The organism is Sporosarcina sp. YIM B06819 (genome assembly GCF_033485175.1).
GTDB lineage: Bacteria > Bacillota > Bacilli > Bacillales_A > Planococcaceae > Sporosarcina.
Map to the genome: position 1 here is coordinate 17,343 of NZ_JAWLIQ010000001.1, position 16,306 is coordinate 33,648.

General features: G+C 40.6%; 17 protein-coding genes. 11 read left to right on the forward strand and 6 right to left on the reverse strand.

Translation table 11 applies throughout. The features are described 5' to 3' along the window. The first annotated feature begins 4 nt into the window (after window positions 1–4). From hisD to hisC, 6 genes are all read left to right on the forward strand, one after another. Window positions 5–1,291 (forward strand): histidinol dehydrogenase, encoded by a 1,287-nt coding sequence (hisD, locus tag R2B72_RS00100; protein WP_318614042.1) that lies wholly within the window; start codon window positions 5–7, stop codon window positions 1,289–1,291. Beyond that, complete coding sequence (hisB, locus tag R2B72_RS00105; protein ID WP_318614043.1) at window positions 1,284–1,868, forward strand: imidazoleglycerol-phosphate dehydratase HisB; 585 nt, start codon at window positions 1,284–1,286, stop codon at window positions 1,866–1,868. Before hisD ends, hisB begins: the two co-directional genes overlap by 8 nt. A 170-nt stretch (window positions 1,869–2,038) precedes the next feature. Next, window positions 2,039–2,761, forward strand: a complete 723-nt coding sequence (hisA, locus tag R2B72_RS00110; protein WP_318614044.1) for a 1-(5-phosphoribosyl)-5-[(5-phosphoribosylamino)methylideneamino]imidazole-4-carboxamide isomerase — start codon at window positions 2,039–2,041, stop codon at window positions 2,759–2,761. Continuing rightward, window positions 2,751–3,512 carry an imidazole glycerol phosphate synthase subunit HisF gene (gene hisF / locus R2B72_RS00115; RefSeq protein ID WP_318614045.1) on the forward strand — a complete coding sequence of 254 codons (762 nt, stop codon included), beginning with the start codon at window positions 2,751–2,753 and terminating at the stop codon, window positions 3,510–3,512. The genes hisA and hisF overlap by 11 nt, the downstream gene beginning before the upstream one ends. Before the next feature lie 2 nt (window positions 3,513–3,514). After that, entirely contained in the window at window positions 3,515–4,156 is a 642-nt protein-coding gene (hisIE, locus tag R2B72_RS00120) for a bifunctional phosphoribosyl-AMP cyclohydrolase/phosphoribosyl-ATP diphosphatase HisIE (protein WP_318614046.1), read from the forward strand. Next, entirely contained in the window at window positions 4,149–5,210 is a 1,062-nt protein-coding gene (hisC, locus tag R2B72_RS00125) for a histidinol-phosphate transaminase (protein WP_318614047.1), read from the forward strand. The genes hisIE and hisC overlap by 8 nt, the downstream gene beginning before the upstream one ends. A 59-nt stretch (window positions 5,211–5,269) precedes the next feature. Here the strand turns inward: hisC and R2B72_RS00130 are convergent, their stop codons facing one another. From R2B72_RS00130 to R2B72_RS00140, 3 genes are all read right to left on the reverse strand, one after another. After that, on the reverse strand, window positions 5,270–6,637 hold the full coding sequence (locus R2B72_RS00130; RefSeq protein ID WP_318614048.1) for a YjiH family protein: 1,368 nt from the start codon (window positions 6,635–6,637) through the stop codon (window positions 5,270–5,272). 13 nt (window positions 6,638–6,650) lie between these two features. After that, complete coding sequence (locus R2B72_RS00135; protein WP_318614049.1) at window positions 6,651–7,970, reverse strand: aspartate aminotransferase family protein; 1,320 nt, start codon at window positions 7,968–7,970, stop codon at window positions 6,651–6,653. Between the two features lie 122 nt (window positions 7,971–8,092). Then, window positions 8,093–9,472 (reverse strand): sigma 54-interacting transcriptional regulator, encoded by a 1,380-nt coding sequence (locus tag R2B72_RS00140; protein ID WP_318614050.1) that lies wholly within the window; start codon window positions 9,470–9,472, stop codon window positions 8,093–8,095. 213 nt (window positions 9,473–9,685) lie between these two features. Between R2B72_RS00140 and R2B72_RS00145 the strand changes: the two genes are divergently transcribed. The 5 genes from R2B72_RS00145 to rlmN all read left to right on the forward strand — a co-directional run bounded on the left by R2B72_RS00145 (window position 9,686) and on the right by rlmN (window position 14,986). Then, on the forward strand, window positions 9,686–9,868 hold the full coding sequence (locus tag R2B72_RS00145) for a hypothetical protein (RefSeq protein WP_318614052.1): 183 nt from the start codon (window positions 9,686–9,688) through the stop codon (window positions 9,866–9,868). A gap of 165 nt (window positions 9,869–10,033) precedes the next feature. Further along, window positions 10,034–10,411, forward strand: a complete 378-nt coding sequence (locus tag R2B72_RS00150; RefSeq protein ID WP_318614053.1) for a cytochrome-c oxidase — start codon at window positions 10,034–10,036, stop codon at window positions 10,409–10,411. 550 nt (window positions 10,412–10,961) lie between these two features. Next, window positions 10,962–12,134: an ATP-grasp domain-containing protein gene (locus R2B72_RS00155; protein WP_318614054.1), complete on the forward strand. Its 1,173-nt coding sequence runs from the start codon at window positions 10,962–10,964 to the stop codon at window positions 12,132–12,134. Window positions 12,135–12,152: 18 nt separating this feature from the next. Then, window positions 12,153–13,835: a HAMP domain-containing methyl-accepting chemotaxis protein gene (locus tag R2B72_RS00160; RefSeq protein ID WP_318614055.1), complete on the forward strand. Its 1,683-nt coding sequence runs from the start codon at window positions 12,153–12,155 to the stop codon at window positions 13,833–13,835. An 80-nt stretch (window positions 13,836–13,915) separates the two neighbouring features. Then, window positions 13,916–14,986, forward strand: coding sequence for a 23S rRNA (adenine(2503)-C(2))-methyltransferase RlmN (rlmN, locus tag R2B72_RS00165; RefSeq protein ID WP_318614056.1), 1,071 nt, complete (start codon window positions 13,916–13,918; stop codon window positions 14,984–14,986). A gap of 101 nt (window positions 14,987–15,087) precedes the next feature. On the opposite strand, the gene R2B72_RS00170 is transcribed toward rlmN, so the two are convergent. From R2B72_RS00170 to R2B72_RS00180, 3 genes are all read right to left on the reverse strand, one after another. Continuing rightward, complete coding sequence (locus tag R2B72_RS00170) at window positions 15,088–15,456, reverse strand: hypothetical protein (RefSeq protein ID WP_318614057.1); 369 nt, start codon at window positions 15,454–15,456, stop codon at window positions 15,088–15,090. A gap of 126 nt (window positions 15,457–15,582) precedes the next feature. Then, window positions 15,583–15,903, reverse strand: coding sequence for a general stress protein (locus tag R2B72_RS00175; RefSeq protein ID WP_318614058.1), 321 nt, complete (start codon window positions 15,901–15,903; stop codon window positions 15,583–15,585). Between the two features lie 57 nt (window positions 15,904–15,960). Continuing rightward, window positions 15,961–16,257, reverse strand: a complete 297-nt coding sequence (locus R2B72_RS00180; protein ID WP_318614059.1) for a hypothetical protein — start codon at window positions 16,255–16,257, stop codon at window positions 15,961–15,963. Between the last annotated feature and the right edge of the window lie 49 nt (window positions 16,258–16,306).

Sequence of the window (16,306 nt, forward strand, 5' to 3'; positions counted from 1 at the left end):
ATTCATGCGAATTGTAACGGTTGAACAATATAAGGGTGAACAGGCACAAGAGAAAGCGGTACAGCACAACGATCTCGAATTCGATAAAACTGTGCTAGGAATTATCGGAACAGTTCGTGAAAATGGAGATGCAGCGTTAATGAGCTATACCGAGCAATTTGATGGTGTACGACTGGAGCAGCTCATCGTGACGGACGAAGAGTTTGAGGAAGCGCAAGGGCTTATTACGCAAGAGTTTGTTCAGGCTCTGCGGAAAGCAAGGGACAATATTTCTGCATTTCATGAAGAGCAGAAAGAAAAATCCTGGTTTGTTAATCAAGACAAAGGAATTGTTCTTGGTCAGAAAGTGACGCCTCTTGCAAGTGTCGGCATCTACGTACCAGGAGGAAAAGCGGCGTATCCTTCAACGGTTTTGATGAATGCTCTACCCGCGAAGATTGCAGGTGTGGGAAAAATCGCGATGGTGACGCCGCCTCAAAGAGATGGCAAAGTGAATCCCCATGTCCTGGTGGCAGCACGCGAAGCGGGTGTTGATGTCGTTTATAAAATTGGCGGCGCACAAGCGATTGCTGCGTTGGCTTATGGTACGGAAACGGTGGAAAAAGTAGTGAAAATTACAGGTCCTGGAAATGCCTATGTGGCACGTGCGAAAAAATGGGTATTCGGAGACGTTGCGATTGATATGATTGCAGGGCCAAGTGAAATTTGTGTCGTGGCGGATGATACGGCAGTAGCCGAATATGTGGCTGCTGACTTGCTTTCACAAGCAGAGCATGACGAGCGTGCGACAGCCATTTGTGTGACGACGAGTACAACGTTTGCTGAAGCTCTTCAACAACAAGTGGGCGAGCAAATGGCGCGTGCAGATCGTAAGGATATTATTGAAGCATCCATTACGGATAATGGTCGTATTGTGCTTGTCGATTCGTTGGATGAAGCGTATGATTTCGTTAATGAATTGGCACCGGAACATTTACAGCTTATGGTAGAAAATCCAATGGAGCAATTGGCGTTTATCAACAATGCGGGGGCTATTTTTTTAGGAAACTATTCACCAGAAGCATTGGGTGATTATATGGCGGGGCCAAATCACACGCTGCCAACAAGTGGTACGTCAGCATTTTCTTCACCACTTGGTGTCTATGACTTTATGAAAAAATCAAGCATTATCCATTATACAGCGCAAGCGTTGCAAGACGTTGCAGATGACATAATTACGATTGCGAATGCAGAAGGCTTAACGGCCCATGCAAATTCAATTCAAGTAAGGAAGGCGGGATACAATGCGTAGCAAATCGATTTCAAGACAGACGGCGGAGACAAAGATTAAGTTAGACTTCGCAATAGATGGCAGTGGGGAAACTGATATTCAAACAGGCGTAGGCTTTTTCGATCATATGCTGACATTATTCACCAAGCATGGACGATTTGATTTGAAAGTGGATTGTGACGGAGATACAGAAGTGGACCAACACCATTCAGTTGAAGATATCGGCATCGTGCTAGGACAAGCGTTTTATGACAGTATTGGTACGAAAGAAGGCATCGAGCGTTACGCGACAGTGTCAACGCCAATGGATGAGGCGCTATCCACGGTGTCACTTGATATTAGCGGACGTTCGTTTCTTGTTTTCAATGTGGAAGGTATGAAAGACAAAGTCGGCGATTTCGATACAGAACTCGTAGAAGAGTTTTTCCTTGCCTTTACAAATAACGCGAAAATCAACTTACACATCAATTTACAATACGGCAAAAACACACACCATATTATCGAATCGATTTTCAAAGGATTCGGTCGTGCATTACGAGTGGCCAGTACGATTAATCCAGACGTGAAAGGTGTTCCATCTACAAAGGGCGTGCTGTAAGGAAAAGCGGAAGGCGCCCGCTAAGATGCGACAGGTAGGAAGGATGAAGTTCAATCCTTCCCTGCTGGAAGGCTTGAAGATAAAGGCGCTCTTTACCTTTATAAGCAAGACTGAAGCGACCCGAGCATCTGGCGCCTGGAGTCTAGACACTATAAAAAGGGGGAGTCATCATGATTTTATTTCCAGCCATCGATATTCGAGATGGGAAATGTGTTCGATTAATTCAAGGGGATTATGATCAAGAAATTATCTACAACGATTCACCAACTGCAATGGCGAAAGAGTGGGAACAGCAAGGCGCCGCCTATATCCACGTTGTGGATTTAGACGGGGCAAAAACGGGCAATTCATTGAACAAAGAAGCGATTCGAGCGATCGCTAGCAGTGTATCTGTACCCGTGCAAGTTGGTGGAGGTATTCGTAATATGGCCATCGTGGATGCACACATCGCATCTGGCGTTAGCCGGGTAATTATCGGCACGGCCGCCATCCAAGATCAGCAGTTTCTAAAAGAAGCCGTTGAAAAGTATGGTGACAAAATTGCTGTTTCTATTGACGCACGCAATGGCTTTGTAGCGACAGATGGCTGGACAGAGTTGAGTGATGTCAAAGCAGTCAACTTGCTGCAACAGCTAGTGGAAATTGGCGTGAAAACGGTTGTTTATACAGATATTTTGAAAGATGGCATGCTACAAGGGCCGAATTTAGCTGAACTAGAAATGATGAATAATGCATCGAGCATTGACATTATTGCATCAGGTGGCGTTTCTACGGAGCAAGATATCGCAAAGTTGCGCGAATTAAATATGTATGGAGCTATTATCGGCAAAGCATTGTATGAAGGCAAATTATCTTTAATCAAACTATTGGGGGACGACAAAAATGGCAAGTAATCGTATTATTCCATGTTTAGATTTTGATAACGGTAAGGTTGTAAAAGGCAAGAAGTTTCTTGAGGTGAAAGAAGTTGCAGATCCGCTAACATTGGCTAAGAAATATGTGGCTGACGGTGCGGATGAGCTGGTGTTTTACGATATTGCCGCATCAACGAATAACCGTGCCATGTTTCTCGATTTGATTGCTGAAATTGCGAAGGAAGTATCCATTCCCTTTATCGTCGGTGGCGGTATTCGGACGATTGAAGATATCCAAAAGGTTTTTGATGCAGGTGGCGATAAAGTGTCTATTAATAGCGCAGCGCTAAGCAATCCTTCTTTAATAGAAGAAGCGGCGAAAAAATTTGGTTCTGAACGAATTATCCTATCGATGGATGTCAACGAAGTTGGCCCGGGTAAATGGTCGGTATTTGCGAAGGGCGGTATGCAAGATACTGGGATGGATGCCATCGAATGGGCCATACGCGGCGAACAGCTAGGTGCTGGCGAATTAGTTGTCAACAGTATTGGTGAAGACGGCGTAAAGGATGGCTATAATCTCGAATTAACACGCGCGATTGCAGAGGCGGTTACGATTCCAGTTATCGCTAGTGGTGGAGCAGGTAAGCCTGAACACTTCCATACAGTATTGACGGAAGGAAAAGCTGACGCGGCACTTGCAGCATCTGTTTTTCATTTTGAAGATATTCAAATTGGCGAATTAAAACAATACTTAGCTGAACAAAATACATCTGTTGGGAATGACTAACTATGACAATTGAAATCGACAAACTGACATTTGATAATAACGGGCTAATTCCTGCCATCGTGCAAGATGACCGGACAGGGAAAGTCCTTATGCTCGCTTATATGAATGAAGAAGCATTACAAAAAACAATGGATACGAAAGAAACGTGGTTTTACAGCCGTTCAAGGCAAGAACTGTGGAATAAAGGCGCAACGTCCGGCAATCGTCAACAAGTTCAACGCTTGCTATTCGATTGTGATCAAGATACTATCCTAGTTCAAGTTTTACCACAAGGCCCGGCTTGCCATACGGGTGAAGAGACCTGCTTCAATTATAAGGCTTTGGAGCAATCAACATCCAGTAGAGAAGTCGTGCAGGAAGTGGTCGACGAGATTAAAGAACGGCACAATAATCCTGTAGAAGGATCGTACACAACGTATTTGTTCCGCGAAGGGTTAGATAAGATCCTGAAAAAAGTTGGGGAAGAAACAACTGAGGTTGTCATTGGCGCGAAAAATCGTGATAAGGCAGAGGTGACAAGTGAGCTAGCGGATTTGACGTATCACTCGCTTGTGTTAATGGAAGAACTCGGTGTGACAGTGGAAGATGTTAAAAATGAATTAAGAAAAAGACGTCCGAATCGTGAAGTGCTGCGCGATGAGTAAATTTTGGAGTAGCATGGTCAAGCGGACGGAACCTTATGTGCCGGGTGAACAAGTGAATCAACAGGATATTGTGAAGCTCAATACGAACGAAAATCCTTATCCACCAAGCCCAAAAGTAGTGGAGGCCATTCAAGGAGAGATGGAGCACAAACTTCAGTTGTACCCATCTCCGACCGCAGATGGTTTGCGTGAAACGATTGGGCGGCAGTATGGACTCACTGCTGACGAAGTGTTCGTTGGTAATGGCTCGGACGAAGTGTTGGCATTTTCTTTTATGGCTTTTTTTGAACCGGGTCAGCCCATCCGTTTTCCAGACGTTACATACAGCTTTTATCCGGTATATGCTAAGTTGTTTGATATTCCTTATGAAGAAGTTCCATTGAATGAGGATTTCACATTGCGGATTGATCAGTTTTTTCAGTCTGAAGGTGGCGTCATTTTACCGAATCCGAATGCACCGACCAGTCTCTATGCTGAATTGGATTTGATTGAAGAAATTGTGAAAAATAATCCTGACCGAGTCGTGATTATTGATGAAGCATATATTGATTTTGCATCGAGATCTGCTGCAGAACTGATTAAGCAATATGACAATCTGTTGGTTGTTCAAACGACATCGAAATCACGGTCATTAGCAGGATTACGTGTTGGTTTTGCAATGGGGAATGCTTCATTGATTGATGCGTTAATTCGCATTAAAGACTCTTTCAACTCTTATACATTGGATCGACTCGCACTTGCCGGAGCGCAAGCGGCATTTGAAGATGAAGCCTATTTTAAGGAGAGTACTGCTAAAATCATTGCAACGCGCAACGAGACGACTGTTGCATTAGAGCAACTTGGATTTACCGTCCTACCTTCGCAAGCAAACTTTGTATTTGCTAGCCATGAAACGGTTTCGGCAGAGTTTTTATACAATGAATTGAAAAAAGAGAGTATCCTCGTTAGATATTTCAATAAGCCGGGGATTGATAATTATTTACGAATAACCATTGGGACAGACGAGCAGATGGAACGGTTGGTTGAGAAATTGACGGCGATTTTGGCAAAATAAAAAACGGTAAGCCACTTATTTTAAAAGTGGCTTACCGTTTTTTCATGAATAGTTATGAGTTAAAAAACAATAAAGTGTGCAATCAGCACAATAATCGGTAGTGTAATAATCGTACGTTGGATAAAGATCACGAACAAATCAAGGAAAGTCACTGGGATATTAGAGCGTAAAATAAGAATACCAATTTCAGACATGTAGACGAGCTGTGTCAAAGACAAAGCTGCAACAACAAAGCGTGTGATTTCGGCTTCAATGCCGCTTCCAATAACTGCCGGTAAAAACATATCTGCGAATCCGACAAGCATAGTAGGCGCAGCTTTTGCTGCTTCAGGCAGCTGCATCCATTCTAAAATAGGAACCAGTGGATAAGAGATAATATTGAAAACAGGTGTATATTCGGCAACAATCAGTGCGATTGCACCCAAGCTCATGACGAGTGGAATGAGTCCGAGCCAAATATCGAGCACGGTTTCAACGCCATCTTGCACAAGTTTCTTTGGACTTTTTGCTGTGTTTGCTTTGTCGAGTGCTTGTTTCCATCCCCATTGAAGGTTGGAAATACCCTTCGGCTGGAATTCATCAATTTGCTGACCAACCGGCTCATAATACGTATCTGCCTTGCGTGATAAAGGTGGAATGCGCGGCATGATAATGGCAGCGACGATACTTGCAGCCGAAACAGTTAAATAAAAAGGAATGAATAAGTGACCCAGGCCTACCACATTCGCAATGACGAGTGAAAATGCCACAGAGGCAATAGAGAAGGTTGTCGCAATGACAGCTGCTTCACGCTTCGTGTAATAACCTTCGTCATATTGCTTCATCGTTACAAGAACGCCAACCGTACCAGCGCCCATCCATGAAGCCATCGTATCAATCGACGAACGACCTGGTAGCGTGAACAACGGACGCATCACTTTTTTCACTAAAGAACCGACGAATTCCATAAGACCGAATTCCACTAAAAGCGGAAGAAGAATTCCTGCAAACAGGAACCATGTCAGAAGGACTGGCGCTAAATCATAGAGCACAACCCCACCCGTATTACGGGAAGAAATGAACTCAGGACCGATTTGGAAATAGGCCATAATACCGACTGAAAAGCCGACAATTCGCATTGTAATTCCGAACGCACCTACGTGGAATACATTTTTAAAGAAAGCATTATTCATAATAACAGCAGGTTTTAGAGCAACGGTGACTAACGTCATTAGAACCGTAAAGCCCAACATAATTAAGATAAATTGCGGAATCCAATCACCGAACGTCTTTAGCAGTGAAGAAGCCAGGACCCCCACCCCGATTGTCACTCCACCGTTCACTTTAATAGGAACAAGGAATAGTAAAACTCCAATTAGTGATGGAAGGATAAACTTCCAAGCTGACCCTTTTGATTGTACAGTCTCCTCTTTGAAAGCAACGGACATTTCTTTTCCCCCTTTAGTTTGAATAGGTTTGTAGTGCTGCTCTTAATACATCAAGCCCCGCATCGATTTGCTCTTTATTGATTGTAAGTGGTGGAATCATTCGAATGACTTCTCCCGAATTCCCGCATAAATAGAACAGCACCCCATTTTTTAAACATTCATCCAGCACATTCATGACCATTTGACCAGAAGGTTCCCCCGTTTGTGGATCGCCAAGCTCAATGCCGATCATCAACCCGACACCTCGGACATCCCGAATGATTGGGAATTGCTCTTTCATTTCTAACAAGCGAGCGACTGCGTAAGCGCCCATCTCTTTTGTGTTGTCTAACAGCTTTTCCTCATGCATTACCTCTAAGGAAGCAAGGGCAGCTGAGCAAGCCATTGGATTGCCGCCAAAAGTCGTTCCATGTGAACCAAGCGGCCATTGGTCCATTAACTCTTTGGAAGCAACGGTTGCGCTAAGTGGTAGTCCAGCAGCAATCCCTTTTGCAATAGCCATAATGTCTGGTTTAACATCAAATGTTTGTGCAGCGAACCAATTTCCAGTACGACCAAAGCCCGTTTGTACTTCATCGAAAATAAGAAGGATACCGTGTCGATCGCAGATTTCACGTATTTTTTTTAACCATGATGCTGGTGGGATAAAATAACCACCTTCCCCAAGAATCGGCTCAATGATCATGCAGGCAATTTCTTCAGGATCCACTTGGTGATTAAATAATTTCTGCGCATCACGCTCAAGCTTTTCCGCAAAGTAAACATCCGGATCTGCTCCTTCAGGAAGATATTCAGGAAGTGCATAGGGTAGCTGGTACGTCAGCCATGATGGCTGAAGATGCTTGCGGTATTTGCTTTTAGATGTCGTGACACTAAGTGCACCCATGGAACGACCATGAAAACAGCCCGTGAAAGAAACAATATAAGGTCTCTTCGTTACATATTTAGCGAGTTTCAGTGCACCTTCAATTGCTTCTGTTCCGCTGTTCGCAAAAAAGAAATTATCTAGTTTCGGTGGAAGTACTTTTTGCAACTCAGCTGCTAACTTTAAAATAGATTCATAGATGATGACACCAGACGGACCGTGGATGAGGTGGTCAGCGCTGTCTTTTATCGCTTGAACGACTTTCGGGTGACGATGTCCGACGTTTTCCACTGCGATACCCGAAGTGAAATCTAAGTACCTTTTACCATCTACACCATAGTAATAACAGCCTTCCGCTTTCAGGACGGGAAGATTGGGGTGATCCTTTGCCATACTTGGCGCAAGGAAGTTACCGATGGAATCAACCATATGAAGCCAGTCTTGTTGTTTGTCTATTTGATTTTGCATAATGGAACCTCCTATAATGAATAATTATTTAGATTTGTTTGTAGTCATGTGAAATAGTATATACGAATGTATAATTATAAAGCAATAGCGATTTTTATTTATTTCTGAAAGTACAAACATTTTCACTCGGGAAGCGTGTACTTTTTTAGCTTTCTTACAACAGAGGGTTGACTAATACCAAGTATTTTTGCCATTTCAGTTGTTGTCTTATAGCGTTGTCGTGCATTATTCAACACTTTCATTTCAACGTTTTCTAAAATAGTGGGAAGCGTTTGTCCATCGAAATCAATATCGGTGAAACCTTCCTCAAATTGCATGCGGTATTCAGCTGGCAAGTCGTGGATGCCGATAATTTCTTCTGTACTTTGAACGACAAGGCGCTCAACAACGTTACGTAACTCATGGATATTTCCTTTCCACTCAAGCTTCAGTAGCAGATGGAACACACTGTCTGACAAAAACTTTTTCGTAGTGTACTTTTGTGAAAAATGATGCAGGAAATGCACGATGAGTGCGCTTACATCTTCTTTCCTATTTTGTAGCGGTTGTAGATGGATGGGAATGATATTAAGTAAATAATAAAGTTCTTTTAGGAATCGATTGTCCGCAGTTGCTTGTAGTAGTTCTGTTTCAGTGGATGAAATGACACGAATGTCCAATGAACAAGGCACTTTGCTACCAAGTGGCGTAAAGCTTTCCTCTTTCAGTGTCTTTAACAATTTTGCTTGTAAGTGAAGAGGTAAACGATCGATTTTCTTCACATAGAGGGTACCACCTTGTGCAATCGACAACAATCCTGGAGCAATAGAGGAAGCCTTGCCGACGCCTATCTGTTCGCCGAGCAGTTCTTTATCAAACATTGATTCTGGAATTGTCGCACAGTCCAATTCGATAAAGGGACCATTGCTTCGGGTGCTTGCCTTATGAATTTCTTTTGCCATTGTTGTCTTGCCGGTTCCTTGTTCTCCGTAAAGAACGACTGAAACGTCGACAGGGGCAGCCTTATGCGCGACTGCATAGGCTTCTTGTGTCTCAATGCTTTCCATGATTAAACCAGTTGTAGAAAGTGATTTCTTTCGCAGAAGATGTAGCTCCTCCTGCACTCTAGACATTTCAAATTCTAGTTCTTTCATATACTCCTGGATGACCAGTAATTCTGAGACATCATAGGAATAACTAATGACAAACTCGACTTCTCCAAGCTCATTGAAAAAAGGCATGCCCGTAATGAGTACTTTGGCGCCGGAGGGCGTTGTTTGGATCGTGACCACTTTCTTTTTCTGTTGAAGTACCAGCGGTGTGATAGCTGGAGAAAAAATCTCTGCCGACTCCAAATCGTACACCGATTTCCCAATCAGTTCTTCTGCCTCTATGCCATAATGCTGACCGCTAATCCGTGTTGCTTTAATAATAATGCCTTCGCGATTTGTCACAATGACGTCTTCATCGTAGGTGTCGAGTATTTCTTGTACGGAGTTCGGAGTAAGATGGAATTGCGCCATACGTTCACCTTCCTAATAGTAGTGAATTTTTAGATAATATCTATATTTGAATAAACTATACATGATTGAATAATGAAAAAGCAAGTACATAATTGAAATTATGTTTGGATTCGTTATGAAGATTCTTTTTTCGTTAATAATAGAATGACATGTTGGGGGAAGCTGTTATACTTGTAGTAATTAAAATTGTGGGGGACGAGGGGTTGTGTTGATATGTTAGGATCTAAATACATTGATTTTGCGCTAATTTTGTTCATGGGTTATTTTGCAATTACACGGTTTTCAAGTGGACAAATTGGCTTTGGAATCTTTTTCGTGGTGTTGTGTCTAATGAATATGCTGAGCTTGGTGATGAAAGTAAAACGAGAAAAAGAGATGAAAAGTAACGCGAAATAACGCGCAAATTAGAAGTGAATTGAACTAGGAACCCTTGAATTTTAGGGTGTCCTAGTTTTTTATTTCGAGAAATGCAAAATAATTGGATTTCTTGTTTCATAGTATAGAGTAGAGGGTTGAAGTTTTTAGGGTGTTACAAAACAACAAATAGAAAGGGCGGTTCAAGTGAGTCGAACGTTATTGAAGATTTCGGTCGTCTATTTCATGCTTGGGATTTCGTTTGGGTTGTACATGTCGCTGACACACGTCTTTAATTTGACGTCGGTCCATGTTCATGTCAATTTGCTTGGTTGGATGTCGTTGGCTTTGGTCGGTATTATCTATCATCTCTATCCAAATTTGGAGAAGACGGGTTTAGCGAAATTACATTTTTGGCTTCATAATATTGGTTTACCTGTCATGATGATTGCAATTGCACTGGCCATCTTAGGAGTAAGTAATGTATTTTTCCCAATTGCAACTGCGGGTGGAGCTGTGACACTGATTGGTATTTTCTGTTTTGGGTTTAATGTATTGATGAATATAGATAAGCGCCAGGCATGAAAAAATCAAGCAGTAACGAAAAAGCTTTTTGAAATTCATGAGAATGGTAACTACAAAATAAATAAGCTTTTTATAGTTTCTATTGAAATTATAAAAGGCTTATTTGTATTGACATGCGATTTTCTTTTGAATCGGCCGAATAACTGAATAAATTAAGTGTAGCCGCCTCTTCTATGGGGAGGAGTTTCCCAAAGCGTATTTAGTGAAACTCTTGATTTCAACATAATATAGAAAAAGTTTTATTTCTAACAAAAGAATTTGAGGCTAGTCAGGACATAATGCGACTTAAACGAAATCCACAATCTAATTTCGGTTAATTTGGACTATGTGGAATAGTAGTTCTTTAACTTAATGCATAGCATTTTAAAAACTTACTATGTATGATAGCGGGAGGTATTAACTAATTTTTTTTACGAGTCTTTATAGGTATTTTTGAGTGAGGAAACATTGACTCTAAGACTATTGGCATTATAGGAAGGGATTAATTGTGTTATTGAATAAAAACCTCTTATAGAAATATTAAGAAATAAAACAATGTAAGGAGAAAGAAATGATTATACTTGATAAGCCTTATGTCTCTGCATTACTTTCATCATCTCTTCAGCAATTAGGTATTCCGGTTTTAAAAGTGGGAGATGTGCAGATTCCGGAGGAAGAGAAACTTGCATTACTTAGAGAGGCTTTGTTCTTTGAACAACTTGAAGAGACGTCTGCTCCGCTTTTGTTTAACTCCGAAAATGGTTTGACTACATTAATGAGGTATTTACCCGAGAGTAAATTTGCTGAATGGACATCTTTATTTAAAAATAAGGCGGAATTTAGGAGAAGAATGACTACGGTTTATCCTTCATTTTATTTCCAGGAAGTATCTATTCTAGACTTATATGGAATACCCCTAGAAACCATTCCATTTCCCATTATCATTAAACCTGCTATTGGCTACTCGAGTGTTGGGGTTTATCGAATAGATTGCATGGAAGATTGGTATCATACCGTGGAGAAGTTGAAAGCCGATATCAGCGATTCAGCATCTGCTTACCCAAAAGATGTCATCGATAGTCAAACGGTCATTGTAGAAGAACTTATTCAAGGAGAAGAGTATGCGGTTGATGCTTATTTCACTAAAGAAGGAAAACCAGTTATTTTAAATTTATTCAAGCGTATGTTTGCGAATGACAGAGACATGAGTGATCGTATTTATTACACAAGTAAGCAGGTGTTAAAAGAGACATTGGCTCCAATTGCAGACTTCTTAGAAAAGCTTGGAGAAATTGATTCACTGGCCTCCTTTCCGCTCCATTTTGAAGTACGGATCACACAAGAGGGACAAGTTGTTCCAATCGAAGTGAATCCATTCCGTTTTGCGGGTATTGGTACGACAGAATTAGGTGTACATGCTTATGGAGTTAACGTCTATGACTATTATTTCAATCAATTAGAACCGAATTGGGTAGAGAAAATTGAGGCTATGGATAATGCGATTTATAGTTTTCTTTGCGCAGAATTTGACCCAGCAATTTCGCTTGAAACAATTCAATCAGTGGACCATGAAAGCTTTCAGCAACAATTCAACGAAATTCTTGATTATAGGTATATGGATTACAAAGAGTATCCGATTTTTTCTGTTGTATTTTTTAAACAGTCTACATTTGATGAAAATAATCGCTTACTTACACTCGATTTAAGCAAATTTATTTCGAGCTTTGAACCACAGCTCGTATAATTTTAAGGAGGGACTAATTTGTTTAAACAAAAAGGATCTATTAAAACAAAATTAATGCTTGGAACTATTATTCCCATCACGATATTATCTCTATTATTCAGTTTAGGTTTTTACTTTCAAGCAACAACTATTGTCAATACGAGCGTGATTCCTCAGTTGGAAAGATTATTAAGTTCAAACTTGATGGATTTGCTTGAGGATATAGACGATGATTTAATTAATGATGCCAAAACAAATCAACAAGCGTACGATAAATTATTGGTTAAAATAAATAATGCCAAAGTAAAAAGCGGTTTTGAAAATATTTATATTATGAGTAAAGTTGATGGCGAGGATGTTATTCTTGTTCTTTCGGATTCAACAGAATATCTTACGGCCTATCCGTTTACACCCGAACAAGAAGAGGCACTAAAAATGGATAAGCCATTGTTTAGTGGAATTTATAAAGATGAATATGGCACACATGAATCAATATTTTTACATATTGAAGGTACAGACTCTGTAATTGGACTAGATGAGGATGCAACATTCATCTCTGATTTGAACCGTAGTAATGTTTTAATCAGTGTCGCATTAACACTAGTGGCATTATTAATTGGAACCGTAATCTCTTATATTTTATCACTAAGAATTACAAAACCACTTCAAAAATTAGTGGAGTATACAGAAATTGTAGCCCAAGGTGACTTAACAAGAGAAATTAGTGTGAACAGTCAAGATGAAATAGGTCAACTGGCATACAGTTTCCAAAATATGCAACAAGAATTGAAAAGTACCATTGAGCATGTCAACGCTGCGACAGACAATGTCATCGTGTCTTCAGAGGATTTAACATATAGTGCAGAACAAATGACAGAAGTAGTCAATCATACTACGGTTACGACGCAAGAAGTTTCCTCGACAAGTGAATCGTTAGCGATGAGTGCGTCACAAAACTTAGTAGCACTTGAACAAATTACAATTGGTATTCAAGAAATCGCCAATGCTTCAATGAAGGTGACAGAAGAATCGATGGATGCATCCAAAGAGGCGGAGCAAGGGAATCATCTGATTGTAGACTCGATTGAAGGAATCGATACGATAACGATCTCGGTTGAAGCATCAATGAGTATTACTCAGCAGATGAATACGCGCTCCAATGAGGTAGGACAAATTATCGAAATTATTACCGCAATATCCGATCAAATTAACTTACTTGCATTGAATGCAGCGATTGAAGCGGCACGTGCAGGGGATGCTGGAAAAGGCTTTAGTGTAGTCGCAGATGAAGTAAGGAAGCTTGCTGAGCAATCTGCATCTTCTGCAAACCAAATTAGTACGCTCGTGAAGGAAATTCAAAATGACTCTCAAAATTCGGTAAAGGCGATGACGAAAGTATTTGAAGATGTGGAACGTGAATCCGAAATCGTCCACGAAGCTGGTAAATCATTTACAAGCATTTTGAATCGTATTGCTCAAATCACAGAAAAAAATCAATCTGTCTCTGCAACGATTCAAGAAATTTCTGCGGGATCTGAAGAAATATTGGCTTCGACAAACGAAACAGTTTATTCATTAGAAGAAACATCTTCTCATACACAAAATATTGCTGCTTCAATGGAAGAACAATTGGCTTCAATGGAAGAAATGGTTGGAACGACTACAACGCTGCATGAGATGGCCATCACCTTAAAAGACCAAGTCAAGAAGTTTACAATTTAAAAAACTGAATTAGTTGTTCCGTTCCCTCATTTCTTGTAGTATAATATATGAATTGCATTTTTTTGAAATGAGGAATATTAATGAAAAATTCTATATATGGATTAACAATGGAACAGCTGACGGAATGGTTATTAGAGCGAGGTCATAAAAAATTCCGTGCATCCCAAGTTTGGGATTGGTTGTACAAAAAGCGCGTCACAAGTTTTGCGGAAATGACAAATGTAAATAAAGAATGTCTGCAGTTGTTGGAAGACAATTTTGCGATTCAAACGTTGGAGCTAGCAGTAAAGCAAGAATCTGCAGATGGGACAATCAAGTTCCTCTTTAAAATGCAGGATGGCAATTTAATTGAAACAGTATTGATGAAATTCCCATATGGTCATTCCGTCTGTGTAACAACGCAGGTCGGTTGTAATATTGGTTGTAGCTTCTGTGCAAGTGGTTTATTGAAAAAGAGCCGCGATTTAAATGCTGGCGAAATTGTCGAGCAAATTATGAAGGTACAGTTCCATCTTGATGCAAAAGAGCAAGAGGATCGTGTCAGTCATATTGTTGTGATGGGAATTGGTGAACCGTTTGACAATTACACCAACTTGATGAGTTTCCTGCGTGTTGTCAACGACCAAAAAGGACTAGCCATTGGTGCGCGTCATATCACGGTATCAACAAGTGGAAATCCCCAAAAAATCAGAGAGTTTGCAAATGAAAACATTCAAGTTAACTTGGCCGTTTCGTTGCATGCGCCGAATAATGATTTGCGCACACGTATTATGAAAATCAACAAAGCGTTCCCAATCGAAGCATTGATGGATTCCATCGATTATTATTTGGAAACAACAAACCGTCGAATTACGTTTGAATATATTATGCTGCAAGACGTCAATGATCATGTGGTAGAGGCGCAACAATTAGGAAAACTGCTCGAAAACAAACGTCATCTATCTTACGTCAACTTGATTCCTTATAACCCAGTTGATGAACATGACCAATATCGCCGTAGCACACCAGAAGCGATTCATGCATTTTACACAGCGCTTCGCAAAAAAGGCATCAATGGCGGTGTCCGTCTTGAACAAGGGACAGATATCGATGCGGCGTGTGGACAGTTACGCAGTAAGCAGATTAAGAAAGAAAAAGCTAAAACTGAGTAATTTATCTGAATTCAGATAAAGCCTCCGGACGCAATCACGCCGAGTTGTGATGGATAAATATAAAAGACGCATCCGAACGACTGGATGCGTCTTTTGGCATTTTACTTACTTTTTCGTGTGATCATTACAACAGCTTGCACCATAAAGGCAATGCCTAATCCGAATGAACTGATGATGAACAATGACAAAATACCCGCTAGGTCACCAAAACCACCTGTATTCATTAAGAAACTGCGGAAAAGCTCTACAAATCCGAGCGCTACAGCAACGATGAAAATTCGGAAAGCAATTTTCAACTTGTAAAATAGTAATAGGGAAGAGAAAATACCCACTATTAATCCGAATATCCCAAATGCCAAATAGTTTTTCCATTCAAGCTCTTGTCCTAAAACTGTACGCACAGCAAATATAAGAAGAACAAAAGAGGTAAGTCCTGTGAAAAATCCGATTTTCCATAATTTATTATCCATAAATCGCACCTACTTTCATTGTCTATCATACCGAAAGAGGGGTAGATTATGCTACTGAATGCTTTGTGCTGTAAAATGACGGAACAATGAAAATCCCATTCGCCGGGGGAAGGCGAATGGGATTGGCTATTTTTTAGCAATAATAATGAGTTTACCTTGATCAAGCTCTTCTTCAGCAGCTGCGGCCTCTTCCTTCGACAATCCGGCAGTTTCCATTTTACTGCGCAGCTCGTCGCCACGGGAAATGAACATATTTTTCATGCTTGTGAGGAAACCTTGGTCTTTCATACTGACGGTTTCTGTGTCGAGTGCATCATTGATATGATTCCCTCTTTTTTTATCATGTGCAAACACATAGATATCGTCGGTGGTATACCCTTGCGTTACCAACTCCTCAATTGCCGTTTTTGCTTGTAGTGCGTTTTCCACTGTTTTTTTGATTGTCAATTGAAAAATCGCCTCCCAATGAAGTATCCCTACTATTATTGCCGAAAAGTTTTCAAATTATCCGCTTAACTTTTTATACATTTGAATAAAATAAGTCGGATCAGTATCAATTTCGAACATAAATACCCCTTGGTTGGTATGCAAATAAAATAGTCCAGCTCCACCAGAGAAAGGTTTATAGGACATATCTAATACATGTTCTAATTTGAAATTATTTTTTGCGGTGGAAACCGTATCAGTGTATAAATGGATAGTATGGGTGGTGCGATTTGTTGTTTGGTCATACCAACCTGCAATACGTTCGACTAAATGATAGGTGATTGTGCAGATTGCTTGTTGATTTGATTGATTCATGGTGGATCCCTCCAATAGTAAGATGCCCATGATGGAAAATGAATATGCC

What these genes read in the sequence shown, in the direction of transcription:
- R2B72_RS00135 (WP_318614049.1), bottom strand. Translation starts at nt 7,970, where the DNA reads ATGCAAAATCAAATAGACAAACAACAAGACTGGCTTCATATGGTTGAT.
- hisB (WP_318614043.1), top strand. Translation starts at nt 1,284, where the DNA reads ATGCGTAGCAAATCGATTTCAAGACAGACGGCGGAGACAAAGATTAAG.
- R2B72_RS00140 (WP_318614050.1), bottom strand. Translation starts at nt 9,472, where the DNA reads ATGGCGCAATTCCATCTTACTCCGAACTCCGTACAAGAAATACTCGAC.
- hisF (WP_318614045.1), top strand. Translation starts at nt 2,751, where the DNA reads ATGGCAAGTAATCGTATTATTCCATGTTTAGATTTTGATAACGGTAAG.
- hisC (WP_318614047.1), top strand. Translation starts at nt 4,149, where the DNA reads ATGAGTAAATTTTGGAGTAGCATGGTCAAGCGGACGGAACCTTATGTG.
- R2B72_RS00180 (WP_318614059.1), bottom strand. Translation starts at nt 16,257, where the DNA reads ATGAATCAATCAAATCAACAAGCAATCTGCACAATCACCTATCATTTA.
- R2B72_RS00170 (WP_318614057.1), bottom strand. Translation starts at nt 15,456, where the DNA reads ATGGATAATAAATTATGGAAAATCGGATTTTTCACAGGACTTACCTCT.
- R2B72_RS00130 (WP_318614048.1), bottom strand. Translation starts at nt 6,637, where the DNA reads ATGTCCGTTGCTTTCAAAGAGGAGACTGTACAATCAAAAGGGTCAGCT.
- hisIE (WP_318614046.1), top strand. Translation starts at nt 3,515, where the DNA reads ATGACAATTGAAATCGACAAACTGACATTTGATAATAACGGGCTAATT.
- rlmN (WP_318614056.1), top strand. Translation starts at nt 13,916, where the DNA reads ATGAAAAATTCTATATATGGATTAACAATGGAACAGCTGACGGAATGG.
- R2B72_RS00145 (WP_318614052.1), top strand. Translation starts at nt 9,686, where the DNA reads ATGTTAGGATCTAAATACATTGATTTTGCGCTAATTTTGTTCATGGGT.
- hisA (WP_318614044.1), top strand. Translation starts at nt 2,039, where the DNA reads ATGATTTTATTTCCAGCCATCGATATTCGAGATGGGAAATGTGTTCGA.
- R2B72_RS00155 (WP_318614054.1), top strand. Translation starts at nt 10,962, where the DNA reads ATGATTATACTTGATAAGCCTTATGTCTCTGCATTACTTTCATCATCT.
- hisD (WP_318614042.1), top strand. Translation starts at nt 5, where the DNA reads ATGCGAATTGTAACGGTTGAACAATATAAGGGTGAACAGGCACAAGAG.